The sequence below is a fragment of the Desulfovibrionales bacterium genome (genome assembly GCA_028715605.1).
Lineage (GTDB): Bacteria > Desulfobacterota > QYQD01 > QYQD01 > QYQD01 > QYQD01.
In genome coordinates, this window is sequence record JAQURM010000002.1 from 45,939 (window position 1) to 71,477 (window position 25,539).

A 25,539-nucleotide genomic window follows, 5' to 3' on the forward strand; every position below is an offset into this window, starting at 1 on the left:
TAATGTGTTGGTTGTCTTGGGTTTTTTTCGCCTAGGCGTTATGCCTTCGGCAGATCCGCCGGGGCGGAAATCTGCCTATGGCACGAGCTAGTGTAGCGTCTCTAACGCATCTTTACAATGATTCTAGAGTTGTCATTCACGCGAAAGCGGGAATCCAAGTTGAAAAGACTGGATTCTGGATCAAGTCCGGAATGACCGTTGTGTAAAGTTTTTTCTGAGACAGTACACTAGGTCTTGCTTATCCGGCTGACAATACCTTCCAGAAATACCTTGTCCATGGCAGCCGGCTTTCGGTGGATGGAAAAGAGATAGCGCCCTTCGACTATATCCGGCCTTAGAAACGGCAGGCAATGCCATTTGAATTCGGAAATAGGTATGGTGTTCAGGACCTCAAGATATTTGCTGCTCTTACTCCGTTTAACCGGCGTCTGGGTTTGGATGTATAAGACCCCCTTGAGCGGCCTCTTTTCCAGGAGGGCGTCGATGTCTATCTTGTCTTTAGCAATAGTCCCGATGAGTTTAATAAAGTTGACCGCTGTGAACTTCCTTTGACGGGAAAGCCGGTAATACATCTGGCTGTTTTCATCAAATCTTATTTCCTTATACCCTAATCCAGTCGCCCAGCCTTCTGAACGCACGTTTTGTCTCATAGCTACATCAATGATGCCGAGAGTGATACTTGCAGGCATCTTAAGGCATGAGCAGGCATCACTTCGGGTCGAAGATGCGCTTGGGCGTGTCATAGATGCGCTTGAGCGTGCGGCCTGTTCTTCACTATATCCGAGATATTGCCAGAAACTATCGGCCATTTCTCTTTGTTTGTCTATGACCGTTTCCAAAACAGTCTGCATGTCCCGGAGTTTTTTCTCTTCTCGCCGCGGGGCCTTTAGATAGCGTTCTTTATGCAGAAGAAATAAATTAGGGTCTTTTGCCCAGTTGAGTTTTTCATAGGCCAGATTGATTTCAGCAGCCCGTTCTGTGCTTTTCCGGCGGGCGCTTTCTGTCTGCCTCCGCAGTTTGTCCGGATGGTGGGCCTGTTGCAGGGCGCGGTAGCAGGCCCTAACCAGGTTATAGAGGGCCTCATCATCCATACGGGCCACAATCTGTGGTGTTATGCCGAGTATTGCGAAAGGGTTTTTCATTTTTCCGTCTTGCTTAAGGTATTTGATGCCATAGATACCTTCATGTATAGACTACAAGGGTTCGATAAATTTTGTATCTATTATACCCTAACTTACAAAATCATTCCATTTATTACCCCGGCAATTAAAAAGCCTAAATCCCCCCTCACCCCCCTTTAGAAAAGGAGGATGGGGGGATTTGGCAAGTTTATATATTTAACTGCCGTTGTAATAACTATATATTTTAGCGTAAAGATTCAATTGCCGATAAGAAAAGTAAGAAGAGATGAAAAGCCGGACTCAAGGGGGAGGTGCGGTTATGAATCGACATGATAGCACTAAAATGGGCGACAGGAAAATGGTGATGGAAAAAGGAGGAACGATTTATAACCTGTATATGCTGGCCTGGCCGGACCTCATGGACGAGGAGCTAAGGGTCTTTCTTGATAATAAGGGGCATTTGCCGGATGAGGGCATGAAAAGGTTCTGCGGAGAGGCGGCGGGCCTTTCCGACTGTTTTGATTATTTTTGCCATCGTTGAGGAGAAAGAAGATGACCGACTATTACTATTGTCGATTTTGTCCGCGTGTGGAACGTTGCTGGCAGGTCTGGGATTATCTGGGCGGCGCTTTGTGTGAGATGCCCATATCATCCGTAAGCTTCCGGGCTCCGCGCGATTCCGGGTGCGGTGGTGACTGCGGTCAAAATAAAGAGGCCAAAAAGAATAAGTAACAAGGCTGAGTTATCCATTCCGATTGGCGATTTTTGCCTTCCTACCGGCGGCGGATCACTGATCCGTATCAGGGGTTTGTTCCAAAAATCGAATTTGATTTCTCATAACACTTTAGGTGTTTGAAACCGTCCTACATTCAAAAAAAGCTATTAATCTGGAACCCAGGTCGTGCCATAGGCAGATTCGCCTGGGCGAAAAATCAGGAAAAGATAGGCCCTCTTTATTTGGGTTTGCACTTCCCTGAGTTTCTGAGTTCCAGATTTGATATGTTTCTTTGCACTTTTTATCATGCATTCTCAAAACGCTAAATTGTTACGATTTCTCAATTCCTTGTTTTAATCTCGTGACCTGGGTTTGTCGATTTTCTTGAAAAACCCCCTGCTACCTGTTAAAAGTATTTCATGGCTGATTTTTTAAGGCTTGATGTCCGGAGTTTTTTGCCGCCGGAGGTCCTGGGATTCGTGCGCAGGTGCGCACGTGAAGGGATCAAGATTTGCGTGGCGGGCGGCACTATCCGGGACGTGATTCTCGGCCGGGAGGTAAAGGATATTGATCTTACGGTTTCCAGAGATGCGCCGGCGCTGGCGCAGAATTTTGCGGAAATCGTGCACGGCGCCTTTATCCTTCTGGACGATATTGAGAAGGTGGCCCGGGTGGTCTTCGCGGGTTATCAGATAGACTTTGCGGAATTTCGCAAGGGGAGCCGGACCCTGGAGGAAGACCTAAGCCTGCGCGACCTGACCATAAATGCCCTGGCCGTTTGCTTTGCTGACGATAAGCCTGAGGCCCCTTTAACCCTTATTGATCCGGTGGGCGGGCATGCAGACATTGAAGACAGACTGATCCGTTTTATAAGCGAGCAGGGCATAATAGATGACCCTTTGCGTATGCTGAGGGCCTACCGCTTTGCCGCTACCCTTGATTTTAAAATAGATCCCGCATCCCGTGAAATGATAAGAAAATACGGGGCACTCATCAAAAATACCTCTGTAGAGCGCATAGCCTATGAATTGAACGCCCTGTTGGGTGCAAGAAATAGTTATCCCGCCTTGCGATGGATGGCTGAAGACGGGCTTTTCTCAACTATCTGTCCGGAAATAGAGGATATGCGCGGCGTACAGCAATATGGCTACCATCATCTGGATGTTTATGGCCATTCCTTTCTTACCCTTTACTATATAGAAAAAATCCAGGCTAATCCGGCCGATTATTTCCCTGATAAGTACACAGGAGAGATAGAGGAGTATCTGCAACATGATGCAAAATCTATCCTCCTTAAATGGGCGGCTCTTTTTCATGATATAGGAAAACCCAAGACGGCTCGTAGATGCGCCGAGGCGTGGGAGGATAACGGCGAAAAATCCACCTTTTACAACCACGATCAGGTCGGTGCGGCTATATTCGCCGATTTTGTCCGGAGGCTTAAATGGAGCCACAGGCACCTTGAGTTTGTGGAGAAGCTGATCTATCTCCATATGCGGCCCTTTCATCTGGTAAATGTCTTAAGGTCGGGGGAGGTGACCCCGCGGGCCATGGGACGTTTGATCCGGGAAACCGGAGATGAGCTTATTGGATTGTTCGTCCTGGCTATGGCCGATAGTCTGGCCGGCCTTGGCCCGGCCAAGCCGGATGATTGCGAGGCCTTGCTGGTGCAGCTTTTCGAGACCACGCTTACTTTCTATAAGGAGAAGGTAAAACCGCTTCTTACCCGTCCACGGCTTATAACCGGCCATGATTTGATAAACATCTTTCATCTTGACCCGGGTCCTTTTTTCAAGGTCTTGATGGAGGAACTGGAGGACGCCCAGGTCGAGGGCCGGGTAAATACGCGAGGTGAGGCATTAGACTGGGTGACGGCGCGTTTAAGGGAACTAACGGTTAATGGCTGAAGACAGGCTCTATAACGACCTTAACCATTACCTGCGCGGCCTCTATGGATGCCGGGTACAGAAGATACCTATAGATGCCGGTTTTACGTGTCCTAACCGGGACGGCACGAAATCGACGCAAGGCTGTATTTACTGTAACGCCTATGGTTCCGGTACCGGCGCTTTCAGGCAGGGCGTGTCCATTTCCGAACAGATCAGGCAGGCCAAATCATTTCTGGGCCGGCGGTATGGGGCCGGGAAATTTATTGCCTATTTCCAGTCCTTTTCCAACACGTATGCGCCCATTTCTGTTCTCAAGCAGAGATATGAGGAAGCCCTTTTTTATGAAGACATTGTTGGCCTGGCTGTCGGCACCAGGCCGGATTGCATCAGTGACGATATCCTGGCCCTTCTTGCCTCCTATCAGGAGAAGTATCTGGTATGGATGGAATATGGCCTTCAATCCGCCCATGACCGGACCCTTGAGTTTATCAATCGGGGGCATACGGTAGCCGATTTTTTGCAGGCCGTGGATAGGACGAAGAAGGCGGGACTTCCTGTTTGCGTGCACATTATCCTGGGGTTGCCGGGAGAGACAAAAGAGGATATGCTTGAAACAGCGCGGCTGGTCGCAGGGCTGGACATCCAGGGGTTAAAAATCCACCTCCTCTACGTGGTCAAAGGGAGCGGGATGGAAAGTCTTTTTAAAAGAGGCGAATATATCCCCCTTACGCAGCAGGAATATGTGGACCTGGTCTGCGATGTCCTGGAATTGATGCCCCCGGATGTGGTTATTCAGCGTTTAACCGGCGATCCCAGGCCAGAGGAATTAGTAGCGCCGCTCTGGGCCAGGGATAAGACGGGTACGATTAATGCCGTAAGAACTACTCTCAAGGAAAGGGGCAGCTTTCAGGGCAAATACTTTAGCCTGATTTGAGCGAGCCTAATGATATATTAAGTTTTGTAGCAGTTTAGCTGTTTGAAAAAGTATTTTAAAATCCCTCCCGACCTCCCTTTTCCAAAGGGAGGAGAAACACTTTCCCCTTTGAAAAAGGGGGATTAAGGGGGATTTTTGAGGCGCCGTTTTCTGGACGACTAGCTCTTTTCAAACAGCTAACGTGTTACTAGGTTTTGAGTATGTCTGGATAACTATGGATCAGTTGAAAGATAACCTTAAGCAATTAGAAAAAAAGATTAGAGATGAGGCCCGGCGTATCTATGAGAATGGCAGCCGGAGCCATGCCTGGGATCATGTGGAGCGTGTCTGTACCCTGGCCGTGCATATCGGGGAGAGAGAGGGCGCCGATCTCCATGTTCTGAAATTAGCGGCTATTCTGCACGACATTGGACGGGAGGCCGAGACGAAGAGCAATGGAGGCATTTGTCACGCCGCGTGCGGCGCAGAAATGGCCGCAGAGGTTTTACGGAAGCATACCCGTGATGAAGACCTTATAAGGGCGGTTACGCATTGTATCGCCACCCACCGCTTTCGAGGCCATAATAAGCCTCAAACCCTTGAGGCCAGTGTACTCTTTGATGCCGATAAACTTGACTCCATCGGGGCGGTAGGCATAGGCCGCTCCTTTCTTTTTGCCGGTGAGATCGGCGCCAGGCTTCACAACTCTCAAGCAGATATCTTGCAGACCGAGCCCTACAGTATAGAAGATACGGCCTTTCGGGAATTTAGTGTCAAGTTGAAAAAGGTTCACAGCCGCATGCTTACCGCAGAGGGTGAACGCCTGGCCCGCGGCCGTCACCGTTTTATGGTGAACTTCTTTAAAAGGTTGCACGAAGAGACAAACGGTCTGAAGTAGCGCCTTTTCCGTGCATAGAGAACGGTGTTTTGAACAGCGTATTTTGATCATTTCTTCTGCTACAGCTTCCCCACGAAAGTCGGAATCAATACCTTGCACCAGGTCTCCAGACAATAAATTATCGTACCTATATCGAGCCGACATAATATTGATATTTTCAACAAAAACAAGGCTGCCATGGTTTATGTTATCGGCCTTATGTGCCTAATATTTAAATACATTTTATCTTATTGTGTTATTTGGCCAATTCTTATATGATTACTTTTACATGCAGATTTTCACGAAAAAAGTAGAGGTGATATAATATATAAGTTCGGCAGGAGAGGAAATGAGAGTAATAGAGGAAAACTACCAGCGTATCACGGATGACAGGCGTTCATTCGATATTCGCTTCTGGCAATCCCAAGGTGATCGTGCCATTTTTGAGGCAGTATCGGAAATGCTGCATGACTACTTCTTGATTCGAGGTAAAGATGCTGACGAATTCCGACTTCAGAGAACTGTTGAATCTTTTCGAAAAGCATGAGATTCGCTATCTTGTTGTGGGCGGCTATGCAGTAATGAAATACAGCGAGCCACGATTCACGAAAGATCTTGATGTATGGATAGCGACTGACCCAGAGAATGCAAATTCGGTGTATGTGGCATTGAAGAAATTTGGTGCACCACTGGCAAATCTTACCGCAGATGACTTCACCCACCAGGATTACTTCTATCAGATGGGAAGACCACCTTTGCGGGTTGATATTATGATGTCGATTCCAGGAGTCGAATTTGAAAAGGCATGGAAGAACCGAGAGGTGGTTGAATTGGATGACCTTAAGATTCCGTTCATTTCGCGATCTGACCTGATCCAGGCAAAGGAAGCGAGCGGAAGGCCGCAAGACAAGATCGATATCGATAAGCTCAAGGAAGCCGAACAATTGGATGCACTCGACGAGAAATAGCGCGCCGCTTCGCTTTGCCCATTTCTCGCGAGTGATCCATGCCGTGTGTGCCGTGATCATGGGACAATCCTAATCTGGCTATGAACCGCAATAGCGAGCGCATTCCCAGCAGCTTGCTGCGGGGAATGCGAATGAATCAAAAAATGGCAAAATTCCTTACGGTCGAAGATTCCCTGCGGCTTGCCGCAGGGAGCTTCAGTTTTGTGCACGTTCTGCACGAACGTTATATGGCCTTACTGGCACATCTGGCCCGCCGAAGGCGGGCCGTGGCCGGAAGGCACTTCTACAGATGTAACCGTTCACCGTTGACCGTTGACCGTTCACCGAAGAAGACGTTTTTCGCCCTTTTCACGGACAACGGCGGCCGAATAACGGGAAATACGATCACCATCGACTGTTCACCCAAAAAACGCTTTTCAGCAGAAGAATGGGGACGCGGGTAAAAAAGTAAGTTAATAAAGGAAAGCGTAACCGCGAAATAGATTCCAGGAGGCAGAAGGCCGGGATGTTTGTGTTGAACGTGCGTAGCTTTCGGCCCATCCATTTTCCTCTTGAACATGCATAGCGAACGCATTCCCCGCTGCTTGCAGCGGGATTAGCGAGCGAATACGATGCATTTTACCTTGCATACGGAGATTCCCCGCAGCTTGCTGCGGGGAGCTTCAATCGCGGATACCAATTCTTGTAGCATCCCGAAAGGCATCCCATTTCGTCCACACCCACAACCGGAATAAAAGTCTTGCGAAAAAGGCTGAATTAACCTATGATTTTTTGCAAAAGCCGAATTAATAAGCAGGGAGGCTCGACAGTGGAAAGCCGGTATTACACAGTAATTATCGAAGAGGAAGAAGGGGCCGGCTATCATGTATTTTGCCCCGTACTCAAAGGATGCCACAGCCAGGGAGACACAATCGAAGAAGCCCTTGCCAACATCCATGAAGCTATCGAGGCTTATATAGAAAGTCTGAAAGCCCATAGTGAACCAATTCCTACCGAAAATATCCTTATCAAGCCACTTCAAGTTGCGGTATGAGCCCCAAATTACCGGTCGTAAAGGCTCGTGAGGTTGCAAGAGTAGCCGAGAACGTCTTGGATTCGTCTTGGATCGTCAGAAAGGAAGTCACGCAGTCTATTACAGGAAAAAAGACGGGGCACGAGTCGTTATCCCCATACACTCTGGCAGGGACATCAAGCCAAAAACTTTGGCTGCAATCATAGAAGATATGGGACTGACCATTGAAGAATTCTTAAAGCTATTATAACTCCTCCATGCTTATCCGCCTGAGGCGGAAGAAAAGGGGGATACGGGGGGATTTTCAGGTGAATCCCAACTAATTGTGGTTATACGCAAAAGATAAAGGGGTCAAAAATGGGACTAAAAGGTAAGATAGGGTTTATTGGTGGCGGAAAGATGGGAGAGGCCCTTCTTAAGGGTCTGCTTAAGGCCAAAGTGCTAAGGGCTGAGCAGGTCTGTGTGTTCGACACCAGCGCCGGTTGTCTGGAACATCTTAAAGAGACTTACGGCATCAATGTCTGCCGGAGTAACAAAGAACTGGTCAGCCGGAGTGACGTAATTATACTGGCGGTCAAACCACAGGTGATGGCCGCAGTCCTGGATGAAATAAGGCCCGGGATGACAGCGAAACACCTGCTTATTTCCATTGCGGCGGGCATCCCGCTCCTATATCTGGAAGGCAGGCTGCCGGAAAAGAGCCGTATCATCCGGGTCATGCCGAATACCCCGGCCCTTATCGGCGAGGGAGCGACGGCCCTGGCCAGAGGCAATCAGGCCAGCGCCAAGGATTTGCAAATAGCTGAGCACATTTTCTCTGCTGTGGGCAAGACCGTAGCCGTTGAAGAAAAGTATCTTGATGCCGTAACCGGGCTCTCCGGCAGCGGCCCGGCCTACGTATTTGCCATTATGGAGGCCTTCATTGATGCCGGAGTCAGGATGGGGCTTTCCCGTGAGGTGGCCAGGGTACTTACTTTGCAGACTGTACTCGGTTCGGTGAAATTGGCTATGGAGACGGGTGATCACCTGGGCTGCCTTAAGGATATGGTCACCTCGCCCGGCGGCACAACCATCGCCGGTCTGCATGTCATGGCCAGGGCGGGTCTCAACGGCATTCTGATGGATACGGTTGAGGCGGCCACCAGAAGATCGCAGGAGTTAAGGGAAGAGGTTTTAAAAAGTTAGGGCAGATGCGGGTAATTTTTATATTGTTAAAAACAATAGGAAGCTGATAACATATAAAAAATCGCTTGATCCTGGAGGTAAAGACCATGAAGAAGACTATCGAGAATCTGGTGAAGGCATTTATCGGCGAGAGCCAGGCCAGGAACAGGTATTCCTTCTACTCCAAGATTGCGAAGAAAGAAGGATTTGAGCAAATCGCCGAGATTTTTCTCATTACCGCGGAGAATGAAAAAGAACACGCCAGTTGGCTGTTCAAGCTGATCAATGAATTGAAAAAGAAGAGCGGTGAGCGGCTGGATGAGATCAGGGTGGAGGCTGCCGCCCCAACCGTACTGGGCACAACGGCTGAAAACCTGAAGGCCGCCATCGCGGGCGAGCATTATGAATATACCAGCATGTATCCTGAATTTGCGGATATGGCGGAAAAGGAAGGGCTTCCGGAGATCGCGTTGCGGTTAAGGGCTATTGCCAGGGCCGAAGAGCATCACGAGGAAAGATATAAAAAATTACTTAAAGAGGTTGAGGCCGGCACTGTCTTCAAGAAAGAAAAAGAGGTATCGTGGGTCTGCCGGGAGTGCGGTTATGTGCACTTCGGGACCGAGCCGCCGGAAAAATGTCCTTCCTGCGATCACGAGAGAAGCTACTATCAGATCAAGTGTGAGGAGTATTAGTTGCAGATTTGCACAGGCAAATCTAAGCAATAAGGGATACGTCATCATTGAGGATTTGCAGGATGAGAGGATATATGCCCTAAGGCTGCCGTATGCTGAGGAATTGGCGAAAAAGCTGGGGATATATCGATCTTCGGCGTAAAGTTGCGTATTACGGCTGGTAACCTTGTTAATCACCTAACGTTACCTTTTGACCAAAGGTCACATTGGTGGACTAGACAGAATGCCTGTGTGGCCCCTGTGCGGAAGGGGATTAATAAAGCGGATGTCTCCAGTACGGTCCTGAAAAAAATCTCTACCGGAATTTCGAATAGAGCAAAAAGGCTGATCAAAGATGTTTGGCAACCGGGGTCTATTCAAAGGAATCTGCTAGATTCCTAAGTAGTCTCTTAAGCTACGAATGGCTCTATTCCGTTTCGACTTATCCATTCTAAGAATATTCAGTAGCTTCCATTGTACGGCGGGTAGATCCTCAATTCCCCTTAATCCCAGCAGATCCCAATGGGGCTTTCCCTCCTTGAATGAAATCAAGAACGCTCTTTCGCTTCTGGTGAGCGAAGCTTTTACTAAGGAAATCAACTCCGTTCTAATATTTAAGAGTTCTTCATGGGAAGTGCTTTCGACTGTCATACCTTGGAGTTCGTTTTCAAAAATGCGTTTTATATCCAAGGATTGGGATTCAAAATTTCAATTAATGGCCGCGGATGGCTGATGAGATATACGATAAAAGCCTTTCGTATTTTTTCTGTCAGACCTTCCTCTCTCAATAATATGCCGACATCGAAAAGGTCTCGCGGATGCTGTCTGTCGAGAGCTGCACAAATCTTTCCTGCATAACGCTCTGAAAATGATAGCGCATTGACGGTTAGAGAGATTTGGAATAACTCCTGAGCCATTGGGGAGAGTTCCATGCTCTCGGGAGCAAATACAGTTCCGCGGATAACCAGGTTTGGCTCGATTTTAACGGTGGTCGCATCCACGTTGATAACAAGTCCTTTGAGCACATCAACATTGTGGAGTCGCTTGTGAACTATTGTGCATCGAGGAAAGACCCGGGCTATTCGACCTGCTATCCTTGTGAGAGCGCCGGTGATATCAGCCAATGCCGCATCTCTCTTATTATATGGAGTATACGCGAGATCAATGTCAATGGAGAGTCTGGGGAGATTTCTGACAAAAAAATTAATTGCAGTTCCGCCTTTTAAAGCGAACACTTGTTCCATATTTACGTAAGGCAGTACCCTCAGCAAGAGCTCAGCCTGCCTATAGTAGATTGAGTTTTTCACGGTATTGTCGTTTCCATCGGTTCATCACCTTTCGGGACCGTTATGAGATACTCGGTATCTAGCCTTCCATTTTTTACTATGCTCCTTTTCCCCTTTCCAAAATCTACATTCGAAGTGTCTACCTTAGTGAACCATGGATGATTGTGCTTTTTTGCCATGTACATAAATAGTCTTTTGACCTTCACAGAATTGCAGTTTTCGAGTAATCTCTGAACAACATTGGATCGCAAACTCACAAGATTCTCCATTACCAACAATGATTCCTCGTACGTGACCCGATTTGGAACGTGATACAACATTTCCATTGCTGCTCTTTCGGGCGAAGATATTTTAACGGAGAAGTCTTTGCTATTATATTCCGTTAGCCCTTCTCTATAGCCGTTTGGGAAGAGTTTCGTTCGAATATATACCATAGGTCTCGCCCAATTGTATTCTCTCATCCAGGCAGGAAGCCTCTGAACGTTATACCCGTAGAGGAAGACCGGGGTTTTTTGCTCAGGGGAAAGGAAGTGGGCATACCCCTTCAGCTCAAGAGCGGTTTTTCCTCCGGCATGAACCTCAAGCCCCAGTTGTCGTTGAAGGGCGTAAAGAGCTCCCACCCACTCTACAGTATCACCATACAGAGCATAGGCGCCTCTTCCGATAGGTTTTATCCACTTACTATGCTTGTATTTTCCCAAGAGCTCAGGGCTGAAGCCTTTGGCAGCAAGGAATGGTGCAACATAAATGGCACCTCTAGGCCACTCAGCTATTAGTTGGTTTAATTTTGATCTATTTTGTTTACTCATGGTTCATAAAATAACATATTTTTAAACTAAAGTCGAGCGGTTAGTTTAACTTTTGTTGTTTTAGTCAACCTAGGGTTAATGTCTAGATGGTTTTTTAAACTAACCCCTCTTCTGTTCATTGCCATGACCCAAGTGGTCGTAACCGCAGATCATGGCACGTGAGGAGGGTTTGGGAGAAAGTATTGTGAGTGGTCAGTGTACTATATATACATACCATAAAACTCACGCACCGGAGACAAGGTCTGATCGCCATAGGATCATTCCTTCAGGGTGCTTACAGTGTTGCGGCTTCCGAAGCATGCTGCTCGTATTTCAACTGGAATCCTCCAAAGCTATCAAATTCCTGTGTTCTGAATCAGTATAAGTCCAGCCTCACTAACGTTACCTTTTGACGAAAGGTCGCTTTCAGAAATGAACCCCCCTTGATTTATATCACACATCCCTATCTATTCCAGTCTGGCCATTTTATTCCGCTTCGAACAACATAAGAGCAGCCCTGTGGACGCAGGCCATACAAACATGGTCAGACGTCAGCGCACCGGTCTCGGCTACGTAGCAAACCGAACCCGGCCTCCTACCAATAACAATGCCGACCTTGATGTCTTCTTGGGCCAAGCCGTCTCCAAATCCTCCGTGCCTATACGGTTTGATCTTGGAATATCGATCAATTCCTGATATATGATCAAACAATATAGTTGTACTGAGTCGATAAAATTCCCAATAACAGCTTGCAGTTCAGTTCAACTATGCTTCTTACGGTGGGCTTCGCCCCGTAAAAACTGTTATTCGTTAATGTCCCAAAAGGTGGTCGCAAATTGCGACCACCTTGAAAATCTGAAATATTCTAAGGCATTACCATACGCTTTTACCGAGCACGGCGCCATAATGGCCGCCAGCGTTCTAAACACCCCAAGAGCCATCGAAGTGAGCGTCTTTATCGTTCGTGCCTTCATCAAATTGCGCCAATTCATTGCGGGATAGAAGGAGTTGCAGCAGAAAATATCCCAGATCGAGAGGCGATTGACCGATCATGATGAACAAATTATCGAGTTGGTGAACCTTATAAAGCAATTGCTAAATCCAGAACCACCGCCAAAGAAAAGAAGAATCGGATTCTAATTTTCACCTTTTTTACAGACTCGTTAGATTCGTGACCGACTATCCGCTAACCATAGCTCATCAAATCAGGACATGAGCCTTTCCGTCTGTTTCGGACGGAAGCTTTTTCTGTAACGTGACCTTTTGATAAAATGTTAAATTCAAATTTGCTTAAACTTGTCCAAGGGATAGAGCACCACCTGGTGGGCTTGAGCGCACGCGTCACCGGGAAAAGTACGACTGGTGCAGTTATTTTTGTTGACTTACCATCTAAAATAGTATAATCACGATTATACTAATCACGATTATACCGGGCGGACATGGAGCGAACGTTTGTTAACAGGAATACTGAACTAAGGCAGTTGAACGACTGGTACGCGGAGCCATCCTTTTCGTTTATTCCAATCTATGGTCGTCGAAGGGTTGGCAAGACGCGTTTGGTGCAGGAGTTTATCAAAGACAAGCCCGCTGTCTTTTATCTATCGGACGCTCTTGCCGAAAAGGTGCAGCTCAAAAGTATCGGTCAGATCGTGGGAACAGCCTTCGATGACAGTATCCTGCGGGATAATGGATTTAAAGACTGGGAGCAACTTTTCACGTATTTGGCAAAAAGAGTCAAGACTCGGATGGTACTGGTTTTTGACGAATTTCCGTATCTAGTGAACGCCAACAAGGCTATATCCAGTGTTTTTCAAAAGGGAATCGATGAACACCTTAACAATACACCTATTTTTCTGATTCTTCTTGGGTCCAGCATAGGCATGATGGAGAGAGAGGTTCTGCTTCATAAGGCCCCGCTTTACGGGCGGAGAACCGGATCGCTCGAGGTGAAGGAAATGCCGTTTGAGGCCCTGACCGGATTTTTTCCGGAGAAGGCGTTCGACGATCTCGTGTATATATACGCGGTATGCGGCGCAATACCCGCATACCTGGAGAAACTGAATCCTTCCCTCGATATTTTCGGGAACATAGAAACCAATATCCTGCGCAAAGGAACCTTCCTTTATCAGGAAGTGGAATTCCTTGTACGGGAGGAATTGAGAGAGCCGAGAAACTATTTCGCCATACTAAGGGCCTTGTCTGAAGGGAAAAGAAAACCAGGGGAAATAATGGCAGCGTCCGGCTTTGAGAAGAGCATGGTGGCCCGGTATATCGATATCCTGCGCAGCCTCGGTATCGTCGAAAAAGAAGTACCGGTTACGGAGAAAAACCCTGAGAAAAGCAGGCTTGGTCTTTACAAGATAGGGGATCATTTCTTTTCTTTCTGGTTCCGGTATGTCTTTCCCAACCGTAGCCACCTTGAGATAGAGAACGTAAGGCCGGTTATGGAACAGATCAAGAAAGGATTTGGTTCATACCTTGGTTTCGCTTTCGAACGAGTCTGTCGCGAGGCGTGCCAGCGGCTCATGAAAGAAGGTCTCATCGAGTTCAACTCCATTGGCAGGTGGTGGGATAAGAACAACGAGATAGATATCGTAGCACTGGACGATAATAAAGAAACCATATACTTTGGCGAAGTGAAGTGGAATCCGAAGCCGCTGGGGCTCCCGATCCTCGAGAACCTGAAAGAGAAAGCCCCCAGGGTAAAGTGGGGTACACGCGATCGTGTCGAGCGTTTTATGATATTCTCAAAAAGCGGATTTTCTGAAAAGCTTAAAGAGGTGGCAAAGAAAGAAGATGTTATGCTTATCGACGTGGGGACATTTTTCCAGTAGTTTATCAGATCCAACAAATTTTTGAGGCGTGCAGGCCGGGTATAAATTGGCACGCCTCAAAGGCTTACGCTGCTTTTTCATCTTTTCCGTCGGATCCCTTGAGCGCCTTGCGAAGTTCCTCTACTCACAAGGTGTCTGCCGGGGCGGTTCAACGGGTTCTCAGACACAAGAATCTTGCCACAACGGAACGGTATATCAGAGCCTTGAACCGGGATTTAAAAGACACCTCGCGTTTACTTTCCAAAAGAAAAATACCCCAAGGGCATACCCCACAAAAAGAAAAGGACTTAGGGGCAAGCTCCTAAGTCCTTGATTTAATTTGGCGTCCCCAACCGGATTTGAACCGGTGTTGCCGGCGTGAAAGGCCGGTGTCCTGGACCTGACTAGACGATGGGGACGTGTTGCATTCTTCTGTTATTTACTGGTGGGCCGTGCTGGACTCGAACCAGCGACTCTCTGCTTAAAAGGCAGATACTCTACCACCTGAGTTAACGGCCCGCATTTGCAGGAAAGAGGCCGTATAGCTAACATACACAAAGCAACCTTGTCAAGGCCAAAAAAACTACATTACCAGACATTCGTAATTCAATCAACCTTTACTGCGCTTCGAGGCAGGACGCTTTGTGGCTTTTAATGTCCGCTTTTTTCCCTGAAGGCATATTTCTGCAGACATTTGCCCTGGATTCTTAAGAGACGGCTGACCGGTGGACTCAAGAACGCTAAGCCAGAGCCCGCCATTAGGATCAATTTGTTTCCGGCGGGCTATGGCGCTCTTCAGGGGGATATGGACATAGCGGTTGTTCCACAGGCTGACCAGCATGCCTGTTTTTCCCGCCATACCGGCATGGACGGCCATTTGACCCAGGAAGCCGCAGAATATACGGTCATTCACATTCGCCGGAACGCTGCGGATGATATAACTGGGATCAATATATCGTATGTTGACCGGCATTTTAATCCGATTAAAGTAGTCTTTGACCTGGTCGCGTAAGTACTTGCCTATATCACCTAATTTGATGTTACCGGAAGGATCGCGTTTAACCTCTTTATCCATCACATATTTTTGCCCGGCCCCTTCGGCTGCTACAATAACCGCGTGCTTGCGATCGATGAGCCGTTTTTGTAAGACATTCAAGAGGCCGTGTTCACCTTCAATATCAAAATCGATCTCAGGGATGAGCACCAAATTAACCTCTTTCAGGGCCAGGGCGGCATTGGCCGCAATAAATCCGGAGTGCCGGCCCATGAGCTTGACCAGGCCAACTCCGTTCGGCGCACCTATGGCCTCGGTATGCGCCGACCGGATGGCCTGGGCGGCCATTTCCACCGCCGTATCAAATCCGAACGATTTGGACACGAGGAAGATATCATTGTCGATAGTCTTTGGTATGCCGATAATGGATATCTTTTCCCCGCGCCGCGCCACCTCATCCGTTATGGAGGCAGCGGCATGAAGGGTCCCGTCGCCGCCGATGAGGAAGAGCAGGCCGATGTTCAGTCTTTCCAGGGCGTCGACAATTTCTTCTATGTCCTGATGGCCGCGGGAAGAGGCCAGAAACGTCCCTCCCATCTCATGGATATTGGCCACTACGGACGGGGTTAACTCCAGCATCTCATGGCCGTATCGGGGAATAAACCCCTGCAGTCCATAGCGTATGCCATAGATATGGCGTACGCCGTACGTATGGTAGAGAGCGAGGACTATAGAACGAATTACGTCATTGATACCCGGACACAGCCCCCCCGCAGTTACTATGGCGCATCTCAGTTTTTTCGGGTCGAAGTATATTTTCTTTCGCGGCCCGGCCAGCTCCAGCGTGACCGGATCTATTTTCTTTTCCAGGCAGTGGCGAAAGTATCTTTCTCTCTGGTAAAAGAGTATGCGATCGCTATCGGAAGCAAAGTTGATATATTCTCTCCCGATGTCAATATCCGGGATGGGGGAACCTATCTTAGCCGTCCCGAGTGTCTGTATGGCGGTCTCAATTTTTTCTTTGGTGTAATCGCTCTCTTTCATGGGGCGGCCCCTTTTCGTTTTAGTTGAATATGCATAGCGAGCGTATTCCCCCCTGCTTGCCATCCAGGTCCGACACTGGCGGCCTACGGGGAGCTTCAATCTTTGTCCCTGGCCAGCTATATCGGAATTTATGGAGAAGTTCTTAATATTATACCAAAAAATAGACGGGGAGGTTTCTATGCTTACACGAGAAATTTAAACTCGCCTTTCCCCAGCAGATCATGGAGATGGAGTATTCCCTTTATATTTTTTCGGGTGTCAACTATGGGCAACACCGTGATTTCGTGTTGTTGCATTATGCTTAATGCATCGGCGGCCAGCATATCAGCGCCGATGGTTTTAGGGTCAGCGGTCATAATTTCTTCAACCTTCATGCTGTCAAGACGGTCGTACCGTAAGATGACGCGTCTGAGATCACCGTCGGTAATGATACCGGCAAGCTTTTGTCTTTCTCTGGTTATAAGCACCGCCCCTATATTTTTCGTATTCAACTCTTTTATGGCCTCGGGAAGGTGGGCGCCTACGGGCACCACCGGGATCTTCTTACCTTTTAACATGACTTCACCGACCAGGACTTTCAGTCTGTCACCCAGGCTGCCGCCGGGATGGTAGCGATAAAAATCCCGCTCGTTGAAGTTGCGTTTATGGAGGAGGGTTACGGCCAGGGCATCACCCATAGCCAGTATAGCCGTAGTGCTGGCGGTAGGGGCCAGTCCCAGGGGGCAGGCCTCACGTTTTACACCGACGTCTATGGCTATGTCACTTTGTGCGGACAGTGTGGATTTAAGATTTCCGGTTAAGGCCACGACCTTGGCTCCCAGGCGCTTGATCTGCGGGATGAGGGCGGTTAATTCCCTTGTTTCTCCGCTGTTGGAGATGGCAATTACAATATCGTGTTTGCCTACCATGCCCAGATCACCGTGCATGGCCTCTACCGGATGCAGGAAAAGGGCGGCTGTGCCTGTACTACTCAAGGTGGCGGCAATTTTCCGGCCCACGATACCGGACTTGCCGATACCGGTGACAATGACCCTGCCTTTTATCTCGTAGATCAGCTCCACGGCCCTTACAAACTCGTTATCGAGCTTATCTATGAGTTTTAGAATGCCTTCGGCCTCGATCCGAAGGACTTCTTTGGCCCGCGCGAGTGTCATAATTATTTCAAGATTTTCCTTTTTCTAAACAGAACTTAGAGAATTCTTCTTCAAGCGGCAGGGGATAATTGCCGTCAAAGCAGGCCAGACAAAAACGGTTTTGCTCACCATTGACCGACTTCAGAAGTCCCTCCAGGCTAAGATAATGTAAGCTATCCAACCCGAGATAACGACGGATTTCTTCTACAGAGAACCTGGAGGCGATTAATTCTCCCAGATTGGAAAAATCTATGCCGTAATAGCAGGGAAAGCGATGGGGCGGGCAGCTTACCAGCATGTGCACCTCTCTGGCCCCGGCTCCCCTGATGGTGTGTACGCGGGTACGCGATGTCGTGCCCCTTATGATGGAGTCTTCAACGATTATCACACGTTTGTTTTTAAGCAGGCAACGGACCGGGTTCAGTTTTACCTTTACTCCAAAATCACGCATGGTTTGTGACGGCTGAATAAATGTCCGCCCCACATAATGATTGCGTATTACGCCTATCTCAAAGGGTATGCCTGAGGCCTGGGCCGCGCCCACCGCGGCATAATTACCTGAGTCAGGAAAGGGCATAACGAAATCGCCCTGGACTTGCGCCTCCCGGGCCAATAATTCTCCCATGCGTTTACGGGTCATATAAACGTTGGTGCCGAAAATATTGCTGTCCGGCCGGGCAAAATAGATCAACTCAAATATACAGAAAGAGGGCCTTACTTCAGGAAAAGGTTTTATAGAGCGGAGCCCGTTTTGATCGATGATTATTATCTCTCCCGGTTCTACATCGCGTATATATTGCGCTTCAATGAGGTCCAGGGCGCAGGTCTCAGAGGCTAATACGTAGCTCTCATTTAATTTACCCAGACAGAGAGGACGAAAGCCGCGGGGGTCGCGGATAGCGATTAACTTATCTTCCGTCAGCAGGACAATAGAGTAAGCCCCCTTTAACAGAGAAAAGGCGTCTATAACAGCTTCTTCCAGTCCCTTGTGTGCCGACTTGGCAATCAGGTGGAGAACGACCTCGCTGTCCATGGTGGATTGGAATATAGAGCCTTCATTTTCCAGCTTACTGCGGATGCTTCGGGCATTTATCAGATTGCCGTTGTGGGCGAGGGCCAGGGTCTTTCCCTTATGACAGACAGTAAAGGGCTGGGCATTTTTAAGGAGGGAAGAGCCGGTGGTAGAGTAACGCACATGCCCTACTGCCATGTGGCCGGGAAGGTTAGAGAGGATGGCCTCATTAAAGACATCGGGAACCAGCCCCATGGCCTTGTGTTCCCGGACTTTGGATCCATCTGAGGTTACAATACCGGCGCTTTCCTGCCCCCGATGTTGCAGGGCATAGAGACCAAAGTAGGTCAGCTTTGCCGCTTCCGGATGATTATATATGCCAAATACACCGCATTCTTCACGCGGCCGGTTAGGGATACACAGATTCATTTTTTACTCCGGGTTAATTCCTGTGCCGTCCAAACTTTGACTTTTTACGAGTTCATCAGTATTTAATCCGGCATTGCTTTGCAGACCATGATACTCCTGAACAGGGCTTACCCGCAACTTTTTTTGCAGCATGGCCTCAATGGCCGCGGCTATGGCCCTGGCCCCGGCTATGGTAGTAGTATAGGATATGCGGTAATCAAGCGTGGCCCGGCGGATTTTATAGGAATCCCGGGTAGTGCTGGCTCCCAGAGAGGTGTTGATTACCAACTGAATAGCGCCGTTTTTAATGTGATCCACCACATGGGGACGGCCCTCCGACACCTTATGGACAGTTTCGCAGGCAATCCCGTTGGAAGCCAGAAACGCGGCTGTGCCCCGGGTGGCCAGGGTTTTGAATCCAATATCGGCCAGTTTTCGGGCGACAGGGAGGACGGCCATTTTATCTTTGTCACGCACACTGATAAAAACCGTGCCGGATAGGGGGAGATTCTGGCCGGCGGCCAACTGTGATTTGGCAAAGGCCATGCCGAAACTCTCGTCAATGCCCATAACCTCCCCGGTGGACCTCATCTCCGGCCCGAGGAGGGTATCTACCCCTGGAAAGCGGTCAAACGGGAATACGGCCTCTTTCACCGCTATATGCCTTATTTCTTTTTCGGTGGTAAGCCCCAGCTCGCGGAGCGTTTTCCCGAGCATGACCTTTGTGGCCACCTTGGCCAGTGGAATGCCTGTGGCCTTGCTCACAAAAGGCACAGTGCGCGAGGCCCGCGGATTGACCTCCAGCACATAAATATCCTTATCCTTTATGGCGTACTGGACGTTCATGAGGCCGATGACGTTTAGTTCTCTGGCCATGGCCTTTGTGTCCTTTTTTATTCTATCGATTAAATCAGGGCTCAGGGTGTGAGGGGGAAGGACGCAGGCGCTGTCGCCGGAATGGATACCGGCCTCTTCAATATGCTCCATTATCCCGCCGATGATGGTCTCCTGACCATCGGAGACGGCATCTACATCGATCTCGATAGCGTCTTCCAGAAACTTGTCGATAAGCACCGGATGTTCGGAAGAGGCCCTAACCGCGGATTCGATGAAATCCTCCAGTTCCCGGTCATCATAAATAATGCGCATGGCCCGTCCGCCCAGGACGTAAGAAGGACGCATGACCACCGGGTAGCCGATGGACCGGGCCACGGCCAGGGCATCTTCCCTGGCGGTAGCCGTGCCGTTGGGCGGCTGCTTCAGGCCCAGCTTTTGCAGCACGGCCTGGAAACGCCTCCGGTCTTCCGCACGGTCGATACTGTCGGGGGATGTCCCCATTATCCTTACCCCGGTTTGGGACAGAGGTACGGCCAGATTGAGGGGTGTCTGTCCGCCGAATTGTACAATGACGCCCATTGGTTTTTCTTTAGCGATGATATTCAGGATGTCTTCTTTGGTCAGAGGCTCGAAATAGAGCTTATCTGACGTATCATAATCAGTGCTCACGGTCTCCGGGTTGCTGTTGACCATGATGCTCTCATAGCCTTCTTCGCGCAGGGCAAAAGAGGCGTGGACACAGCAGTAATCAAATTCTATCCCCTGGCCGATGCGGTTAGGCCCTCCGCCCAGGATCATCACCCTGGGGCGTTCGGAGAGACGGGATTCGTCCTCGACTTCGTAAGTGGAGTAATAATAAGGGGTATAGGCCTCAAACTCCGCCGCACAGGTGTCCACCAGTTTATAAACCGGTTTTATGCCTGCCTTCTCGCGCCGGCTGCGGATTTCATCCTCAGTCCGGCCGGTAAGGTAGCCCAGTTGATAATCGGAGAACCCTGTTTTCTTGGCCTGATGCAGAAGGTCTTCGGTAAGTTTTTTATCTGCGGACCGGATATTACGTTCCATATCCAGTATCTGCCGCATATTTTCCAGGAACCAGGGGTCTATCCCGGTCAATTCGTGGATTTTTTTGGTATCCAGACCGGCCAGCATGGCATAGCGTATATAGAAGATGCGCTGAGAATTGGGGATGCGGAGCTTTTCTTCTATTTCGGCCATAGGGGGAAGGCTCCGGCTGCGTTCGTAACCATCCTTCCCATCGGCTCCCCATCCGTAACGTCCGATCTCCAGGGAACGGAGCCCTTTTTGCAGGGCTTCCTTGAAGGTGCGTCCGATGGCCATAGTTTCACCCACAGACTTCATGGCCGTGGTAAGGTAGTCCTCAGCGCCCGGAAATTTCTCAAAGGTCCAGCGCGGGATTTTTACTACACAATAGTCGATGGTGGGTTCAAAGGAGGCCATGGTCTCCCTGGTAATATCATTCGGGATTTCATCCAGGGTATAGCCGACGGCCAGTTTGGCGGCAATCTTGGCGATGGGGAAGCCCGTAGCCTTGGAGGCCAAAGCGGAACTGCGTGAGACGCGCGGATTCATCTCAATGACCACCATCTCTCCGTTTTCCGGATTTACGGCGAACTGGATATTGGAACCGCCGGTCTCCACACCTATCTCGCGGATGATAGCGATGGCCGCATCGCGCATTATTTGATATTCCCGGTCGGTCAGGGTCTGGGCCGGGGCCACGGTTATGCTGTCTCCGGTGTGGACGCCCATGGGGTCGAAGTTCTCGATCGAACAGATAATGACCACATTATCTTTAACGTCGCGCATGACCTCAAGCTCGTATTCCTTCCAGCCGATGACCGATTCTTCCAGCATAACCTCATTTATCATGCTGAGATCAAGGCCCGAGGTCGCCATTTTTTCCAGGTCTTCCCGGTTATAGGCCACACCGCCCCCGGTGCCGCCTAGGGTAAAACTGGGCCGGACGATGAGCGGGTAGCCGATCTCAGCGGCAATGCGGCGTACGTCGTCCATATTACGGGCGATGCCGCTTTTGGGTATCCGGAGGCCGATATTGCGCATGGCCTCCCGGAAGAGATCCCGGTCTTCGGCCTTTCTGATTACTGTGGCAGAGGCCGCGATCATTTCTACGCCGAAGCGGTCCAGGACACCCATATCCGCTACTTTGATGGCCACGTTCAGACCCGTCTGCCCGCCCAGGGTGGGCAGTAAGGCATCCGGTCTTTCCTTTTCAATGACCATGGCCACCATCTCCGGGGTAATAGGCTCTATATAGGTGCGGTTGGCCGTCTCCGGGTCGGTCATGATGGTAGCCGGGTTGCTGTTTATCAGAATAACCTCGTAGCCTTCTTCCCTGAGGGCCTTGCAGGCCTGGGTCCCCGAGTAGTCAAACTCACAGGCCTGGCTGATAATGATAGGGCCGGAGCCTATGATCAGTATCTTTTTTATGTCATTTCTTCTGGGCAAGGTATTTAGCCTCTTTCTTTCATCAGGGCCACAAACTGATCGAAGAGATATGCGGCATCATGAGGGCCGGGGGCGTTTTCCGGGTGATATTGTACCGAGAAGACAGGATAATGCCGGTGTCGCATTCCCTCCAGGGTCTGGTCGTTCAGATTGACGTGGGTGACCTCTACCTCTTTTTCATCTAAAGAGCTTACGTCCACACAGAAGCCGTGATTCTGCGCCGTGATCTCTACTCGTCCGGTAAGCAGGTTCTTTACCGGCTGGTTCCCTCCCCGGTGGCCGAACTTGAGTTTATAGGTTTTGCCGCCAAAGGCCAGACCCAATAGCTGGTGGCCCAGACATATGCCAAAGATAGGCTTTTTGCCTATAAGATCGCGTATGGTCCCGACTACACCGGGTATGCCCGCCGGGTCACCCGGGCCATTGGAGAGAAAGATTCCGTCCGGTTCCAGGGCCAGCATATCACGGGCGCTCGCTGTGGCCGGGAGGACTATTACCTCACAGCCGCTGTTTTTCAGGCAGCGCAGGATGTTGAATTTTATGCCGTAATCCAGGGCTACCACCCGAAGGGCGTTTCCTTTTGGCGCGGACGCTCCTTCTACCGGGCAGTCTTCCCAGAGATAGGGGGCGGAGCAGGTAACTTCCCTGACCATATCCCGGCCCACCAGGCCGGGTGAATCTTTGGCTTTTTTTATCAGGGATGCCGGATCAAGGTCTTCCGTGGAAATTACCCCTTTCATGGCCCCGGCCAGCCGTATGTGCCTGGTGAGGGCGCGTGTATCCACGTCTTCGACGCCTAGCACATTATATCTTTCCAGAAAGTCTTTTAAGGTCTGAGCGGACCGCCAGTTACTGGGGACGCCCTGGTATTCTTTGACAATAAAGGCCTCGGTCTGAACTTGGCGCGACTCCATATCTTCGCTGTTTATGCCATAGTTGCCGATCAATGGGTAAGTCATGGTGACTATCTGACCTTTATAGGAGGGGTCGGTCAGGATCTCCTGATAGCCGGTCATGCTGGTATTAAAGACTATCTCGCCACAGACCTCCCCGCGGCCGGCAAAGGCCCGTCCGCTAAAAATCCTGCCGTCTTCGAGTGCGATCAATGCCTTCATGCTGCTTCCTTACGGCCAGCGCCTTCCAGTACTTCTTTGATGAGAAGGGCCTGTCTCTTTGCCGTTCCCTGATTGGCCTCCACGGCCTTTTTCCCTTGCATCCCGCGCGCCTGCAACTCGGCCGGATTTTCTAAAAACCAGACGGCTTTTCCGGCAAGATCGCGGGCATCCTGGACTTCCACGCCGGCCATAACCGATTCGAGAAGGATTTTAGCATCCAGAAAATCCTGCATGGACGGCCCGTAGAAGACCACTTTCCCCCAGATGGCGGCCTCCAGTATATTATGCCCTCCATACGGTATAAGACTGCCGCCGCAGAAGATAATCGTGCCTATGCTATAGAGATGGAACAAATCCCCTATCGAATCCACCAAGATGACGGATTGTCTTGTCTCAGAGGCAAGGTTACTCCATTTGGTATATCCCCATCCATTCTTCTTGAGCAGGGATTCGACTCCGGAGACCCTTTCTATATGCCGTGGGGCGAGGATCAGCAGCATACCCGGATATTTCCTTTGCAGGAATTGATAAGCCTGCAGGATGATCTCCTCTTCACCCGTATGGGTGCTTCCGGCTATAAAGACTATATCATCAGGCGTAATCCCCAGCCGTTTCCGCATAGCATCTTTAACTTCCGGTCCGGCCTGCCGGGATAGAAGGTCATATTTGGCATTGCCCTGGACCACGACCTTATGTCTCTCTGCCCCCAAGGCCAGGATACGTTTGGCATCGTCTTCCCGGATCATGCTTAAGTAATCAAATCTTTCCAGGATAGGCCGCATAAACGACCTGATTTTTTGATAACGGGCCAAGGAACGCGTCGATATACGTCCGTTAACCAGTATAATTTTGCTGCCCTGGCGGTGTGCCCGGTAAATAAAACCCGGCCAAAGCTCTGTTTCCAGGCAGATTACGGCCTCCGGGGAGACTAACCGCAAGGCCCGGCCTACTACCCAGCCGATGTCTATCGGGAAAAAGGTACAGAGGGCCTGATCCCCTAATTTTTCCCTGGCTATTTGTTGTCCCTGCTCAGTAACTGTGGAGAGGACAAATAATAAATCAGGAGGCAATATCTCCCTCAGAGAGGCTATTAAGGCAGCCGCTATCCTTACTTCACCCACGGAGACGGCGTGAATCCACAATCGACGGGGGCTCGCCTGTAGCTTTTTCTTTAAGGAAGCGGGGTAGAATCCCAGGCGTTGCCAAAGGCCCCGGCGGTGTTTGCCGGTAACCAGACTATAAACTAAAAAGAGGGGAAAGAAAGGAATGAAAAGTGCGCTGACTAAGACGTCATAAATTTTATATGCCCAGGGCATCTTTCCCCATAATTACATGCCTGAAATTTGTGAGGTAATATAATCAATCTCAGGCGTTAGTCAAGTCTTTTGCCGTAGTAGCGCAGGGCTTCAGGGAGGTGTTCCTTGATGTTTCGAATACGGGTCTCATCAGCAGGATGGGTGGACAGGAAGGCCGGGATCCTGTCTTTTTCCACCCGAGACAGGCGTTGCCAGAAGGCTATGGCCTCTCCGGGATCATACCCGGCCCGGGCCATCAGGATGAGGCCGATGCGGTCGGCCTCCAGCTCATGCGTGCGGCTGAAGGGCAGGATAAACCCAATCTGCGCCCCTACCCCGTAGGCCATGTTGGCGGCCTGTACGGCTACAGCGCTTTTCTCGCTTATGGCGATATTCATGGCCTCCTGTCCTATCTGGGCGATCAGGGTGGTGGTCATACGTTCGGCCCCGTGGCGGGCAATGGCGTGGGCCACCTCATGGCTTATCACGGTGGCCAGTCCGTTTTCGTCTTTAGTATAGGGCAGTATGCCCGTATAGATGGCGACTTTACCGCCGGGGAGACAGAAGGCATTCGCCGTCTTATCGTCCTCGATGACATTAAATTCCCATTCAAATTCAGGACGGTCTGCGGCCCCGGCAATACGTAGTCCGACACTCCTTACCCGGCTGACTAATTTTTCATCCCGGGATAAGTTAGACTCACTTATTATCTCTCGATAGGATTTAAGGCCGAGGGCCGTATCTTCTCCTTCGCCGATCAATATGAGCTGTGAACGTCCGGTAAACGGAGCGGTCGCGCACGCACAAAGCAGCATACAGAGACAAACATAGCATACGTTTCTCACTTGCCTGGACAGCCATAACTTTTGCACTGGTTTCATAAAAAATCACCCTCCTTCTGAGACCAAGATATGCCACGCCTGTAAGGTTTTTATATACCACAAGTTTCCCTCCTTGGACAACTAATTGTGCCGGCTGTTAAGACTCTTCCCTG

23 protein-coding genes and 2 tRNA genes are annotated in these 25,539 nt (G+C 49.7%); 12 read left to right on the forward strand and 13 right to left on the reverse strand.

Going from position 1 to position 25,539, the window contains the following annotated elements; all coding sequences use genetic code 11:
• Positions 1 to 227: 227 nt before the first annotated feature.
• Positions 228 to 1,142 carry a J domain-containing protein gene (locus PHT49_02955; protein ID MDD5450839.1) on the reverse strand — a complete coding sequence of 305 codons (915 nt, stop codon included), beginning with the start codon at positions 1,140 to 1,142 and terminating at the stop codon, positions 228 to 230.
• 298 nt (positions 1,143 to 1,440) lie between these two features.
• Here PHT49_02955 and PHT49_02960 point away from each other — a divergent pair, with 298 nt between their 5' ends.
• From PHT49_02960 to PHT49_03010, 11 genes are all read left to right on the forward strand, one after another.
• Positions 1,441 to 1,662, forward strand: coding sequence for a hypothetical protein (locus PHT49_02960; GenBank protein MDD5450840.1), 222 nt, complete (start codon positions 1,441 to 1,443; stop codon positions 1,660 to 1,662).
• 11 nt (positions 1,663 to 1,673) lie between these two features.
• Entirely contained in the window at positions 1,674 to 1,853 is a 180-nt protein-coding gene (locus tag PHT49_02965; GenBank protein MDD5450841.1) for a hypothetical protein, read from the forward strand.
• Positions 1,854 to 2,255: 402 nt separating this feature from the next.
• Positions 2,256 to 3,743, forward strand: a complete 1,488-nt coding sequence (locus tag PHT49_02970; protein MDD5450842.1) for an HD domain-containing protein — start codon at positions 2,256 to 2,258, stop codon at positions 3,741 to 3,743.
• Positions 3,736 to 4,659 (forward strand): TIGR01212 family radical SAM protein, encoded by a 924-nt coding sequence (locus PHT49_02975; protein MDD5450843.1) that lies wholly within the window; start codon positions 3,736 to 3,738, stop codon positions 4,657 to 4,659. The genes PHT49_02970 and PHT49_02975 overlap by 8 nt, the downstream gene beginning before the upstream one ends.
• Before the next feature lie 181 nt (positions 4,660 to 4,840).
• On the forward strand, positions 4,841 to 5,536 hold the full coding sequence (locus PHT49_02980) for an HD domain-containing protein (GenBank protein ID MDD5450844.1): 696 nt from the start codon (positions 4,841 to 4,843) through the stop codon (positions 5,534 to 5,536).
• 328 nt (positions 5,537 to 5,864) lie between these two features.
• Positions 5,865 to 6,062 carry a hypothetical protein gene (locus tag PHT49_02985; GenBank protein MDD5450845.1) on the forward strand — a complete coding sequence of 66 codons (198 nt, stop codon included), beginning with the start codon at positions 5,865 to 5,867 and terminating at the stop codon, positions 6,060 to 6,062.
• On the forward strand, positions 6,040 to 6,483 hold the full coding sequence (locus PHT49_02990; protein MDD5450846.1) for a hypothetical protein: 444 nt from the start codon (positions 6,040 to 6,042) through the stop codon (positions 6,481 to 6,483). The genes PHT49_02985 and PHT49_02990 overlap by 23 nt, the downstream gene beginning before the upstream one ends.
• 143 nt (positions 6,484 to 6,626) lie before the next feature.
• Positions 6,627 to 6,926 (forward strand): hypothetical protein, encoded by a 300-nt coding sequence (locus PHT49_02995; protein MDD5450847.1) that lies wholly within the window; start codon positions 6,627 to 6,629, stop codon positions 6,924 to 6,926.
• Between the two features lie 365 nt (positions 6,927 to 7,291).
• The gene (locus tag PHT49_03000) at positions 7,292 to 7,516 is read left to right on the forward strand and encodes a type II toxin-antitoxin system HicB family antitoxin (protein ID MDD5450848.1); all 225 of its coding nucleotides are present in this window, start codon (positions 7,292 to 7,294) and stop codon (positions 7,514 to 7,516) included.
• A 336-nt stretch (positions 7,517 to 7,852) separates the two neighbouring features.
• Positions 7,853 to 8,680 (forward strand): pyrroline-5-carboxylate reductase, encoded by an 828-nt coding sequence (gene proC / locus PHT49_03005; protein ID MDD5450849.1) that lies wholly within the window; start codon positions 7,853 to 7,855, stop codon positions 8,678 to 8,680.
• An 86-nt stretch (positions 8,681 to 8,766) separates the two neighbouring features.
• Positions 8,767 to 9,351, forward strand: a complete 585-nt coding sequence (locus PHT49_03010) for a rubrerythrin family protein (protein MDD5450850.1) — start codon at positions 8,767 to 8,769, stop codon at positions 9,349 to 9,351.
• Positions 9,352 to 10,010: 659 nt separating this feature from the next.
• On the opposite strand, the gene PHT49_03015 is transcribed toward PHT49_03010, so the two are convergent.
• From PHT49_03015 to PHT49_03025, 3 genes are all read right to left on the reverse strand, one after another.
• A complete protein-coding gene (locus PHT49_03015; GenBank protein MDD5450851.1) occupies positions 10,011 to 10,637 on the reverse strand; it encodes a nucleotidyl transferase AbiEii/AbiGii toxin family protein in 627 nt (208 codons plus the stop codon).
• Complete coding sequence (locus tag PHT49_03020) at positions 10,634 to 11,425, reverse strand: type IV toxin-antitoxin system AbiEi family antitoxin domain-containing protein (protein MDD5450852.1); 792 nt, start codon at positions 11,423 to 11,425, stop codon at positions 10,634 to 10,636. The genes PHT49_03015 and PHT49_03020 overlap by 4 nt, the downstream gene beginning before the upstream one ends.
• A gap of 465 nt (positions 11,426 to 11,890) precedes the next feature.
• Positions 11,891 to 12,040, reverse strand: a complete 150-nt coding sequence (locus PHT49_03025) for a hypothetical protein (protein ID MDD5450853.1) — start codon at positions 12,038 to 12,040, stop codon at positions 11,891 to 11,893.
• 803 nt (positions 12,041 to 12,843) lie between these two features.
• Between PHT49_03025 and PHT49_03030 the strand changes: the two genes are divergently transcribed.
• Positions 12,844 to 14,238, forward strand: coding sequence for an ATP-binding protein (locus PHT49_03030; GenBank protein MDD5450854.1), 1,395 nt, complete (start codon positions 12,844 to 12,846; stop codon positions 14,236 to 14,238).
• Between the two features lie 320 nt (positions 14,239 to 14,558).
• Here the strand turns inward: PHT49_03030 and PHT49_03035 are convergent.
• The 9 genes from PHT49_03035 to PHT49_03075 all read right to left on the reverse strand — a co-directional run bounded on the left by PHT49_03035 (position 14,559) and on the right by PHT49_03075 (position 25,426).
• A tRNA-Glu gene (locus PHT49_03035) sits at positions 14,559 to 14,636 on the reverse strand.
• 24 nt (positions 14,637 to 14,660) lie between these two features.
• Positions 14,661 to 14,736: transfer RNA gene (locus tag PHT49_03040), tRNA-Lys, on the reverse strand.
• A 91-nt stretch (positions 14,737 to 14,827) separates the two neighbouring features.
• Positions 14,828 to 16,255: an ATP-dependent 6-phosphofructokinase gene (locus tag PHT49_03045; protein MDD5450855.1), complete on the reverse strand. Its 1,428-nt coding sequence runs from the start codon at positions 16,253 to 16,255 to the stop codon at positions 14,828 to 14,830.
• 182 nt (positions 16,256 to 16,437) lie between these two features.
• Positions 16,438 to 17,409: a KpsF/GutQ family sugar-phosphate isomerase gene (locus PHT49_03050; protein MDD5450856.1), complete on the reverse strand. Its 972-nt coding sequence runs from the start codon at positions 17,407 to 17,409 to the stop codon at positions 16,438 to 16,440.
• A 7-nt stretch (positions 17,410 to 17,416) separates the two neighbouring features.
• A complete protein-coding gene (gene purF, locus PHT49_03055) occupies positions 17,417 to 18,829 on the reverse strand; it encodes an amidophosphoribosyltransferase (GenBank protein MDD5450857.1) in 1,413 nt (470 codons plus the stop codon).
• Between the two features lie 3 nt (positions 18,830 to 18,832).
• Positions 18,833 to 22,135, reverse strand: coding sequence for a carbamoyl-phosphate synthase large subunit (carB, locus tag PHT49_03060; protein MDD5450858.1), 3,303 nt, complete (start codon positions 22,133 to 22,135; stop codon positions 18,833 to 18,835).
• A gap of 5 nt (positions 22,136 to 22,140) precedes the next feature.
• Positions 22,141 to 23,250, reverse strand: a complete 1,110-nt coding sequence (gene carA / locus PHT49_03065; protein MDD5450859.1) for a glutamine-hydrolyzing carbamoyl-phosphate synthase small subunit — start codon at positions 23,248 to 23,250, stop codon at positions 22,141 to 22,143.
• Positions 23,247 to 24,566, reverse strand: coding sequence for a 3-deoxy-D-manno-octulosonic acid transferase (locus PHT49_03070; protein MDD5450860.1), 1,320 nt, complete (start codon positions 24,564 to 24,566; stop codon positions 23,247 to 23,249). The genes carA and PHT49_03070 overlap by 4 nt, the downstream gene beginning before the upstream one ends.
• A 56-nt stretch (positions 24,567 to 24,622) precedes the next feature.
• The gene (locus PHT49_03075; GenBank protein ID MDD5450861.1) at positions 24,623 to 25,426 is read right to left on the reverse strand and encodes a M48 family metallopeptidase; all 804 of its coding nucleotides are present in this window, start codon (positions 25,424 to 25,426) and stop codon (positions 24,623 to 24,625) included.
• Between the last annotated feature and the right edge of the window lie 113 nt (positions 25,427 to 25,539).

Coding starts and splice junctions, on each gene's coding strand:
- PHT49_03020 (MDD5450852.1), bottom strand. CDS start 11,425: ATGAGTAAACAAAATAGATCAAAATTAAACCAACTAATAGCTGAGTGG.
- PHT49_03030 (MDD5450854.1), top strand. CDS start 12,844: ATGGAGCGAACGTTTGTTAACAGGAATACTGAACTAAGGCAGTTGAAC.
- PHT49_02955 (MDD5450839.1), bottom strand. CDS start 1,142: ATGAAAAACCCTTTCGCAATACTCGGCATAACACCACAGATTGTGGCC.
- PHT49_03045 (MDD5450855.1), bottom strand. CDS start 16,255: ATGAAAGAGAGCGATTACACCAAAGAAAAAATTGAGACCGCCATACAG.
- proC (MDD5450849.1), top strand. CDS start 7,853: ATGGGACTAAAAGGTAAGATAGGGTTTATTGGTGGCGGAAAGATGGGA.
- PHT49_02975 (MDD5450843.1), top strand. CDS start 3,736: ATGGCTGAAGACAGGCTCTATAACGACCTTAACCATTACCTGCGCGGC.
- PHT49_03010 (MDD5450850.1), top strand. CDS start 8,767: ATGAAGAAGACTATCGAGAATCTGGTGAAGGCATTTATCGGCGAGAGC.
- PHT49_03070 (MDD5450860.1), bottom strand. CDS start 24,566: ATGCCCTGGGCATATAAAATTTATGACGTCTTAGTCAGCGCACTTTTC.
- PHT49_02970 (MDD5450842.1), top strand. CDS start 2,256: ATGGCTGATTTTTTAAGGCTTGATGTCCGGAGTTTTTTGCCGCCGGAG.
- carA (MDD5450859.1), bottom strand. CDS start 23,250: ATGAAGGCATTGATCGCACTCGAAGACGGCAGGATTTTTAGCGGACGG.
- purF (MDD5450857.1), bottom strand. CDS start 18,829: ATGAATCTGTGTATCCCTAACCGGCCGCGTGAAGAATGCGGTGTATTT.
- PHT49_02960 (MDD5450840.1), top strand. CDS start 1,441: ATGAATCGACATGATAGCACTAAAATGGGCGACAGGAAAATGGTGATG.
- PHT49_02965 (MDD5450841.1), top strand. CDS start 1,674: ATGACCGACTATTACTATTGTCGATTTTGTCCGCGTGTGGAACGTTGC.
- PHT49_03075 (MDD5450861.1), bottom strand. CDS start 25,426: ATGAAACCAGTGCAAAAGTTATGGCTGTCCAGGCAAGTGAGAAACGTA.
- PHT49_02995 (MDD5450847.1), top strand. CDS start 6,627: ATGGCAAAATTCCTTACGGTCGAAGATTCCCTGCGGCTTGCCGCAGGG.
- PHT49_02985 (MDD5450845.1), top strand. CDS start 5,865: ATGAGAGTAATAGAGGAAAACTACCAGCGTATCACGGATGACAGGCGT.
- PHT49_03050 (MDD5450856.1), bottom strand. CDS start 17,409: ATGACACTCGCGCGGGCCAAAGAAGTCCTTCGGATCGAGGCCGAAGGC.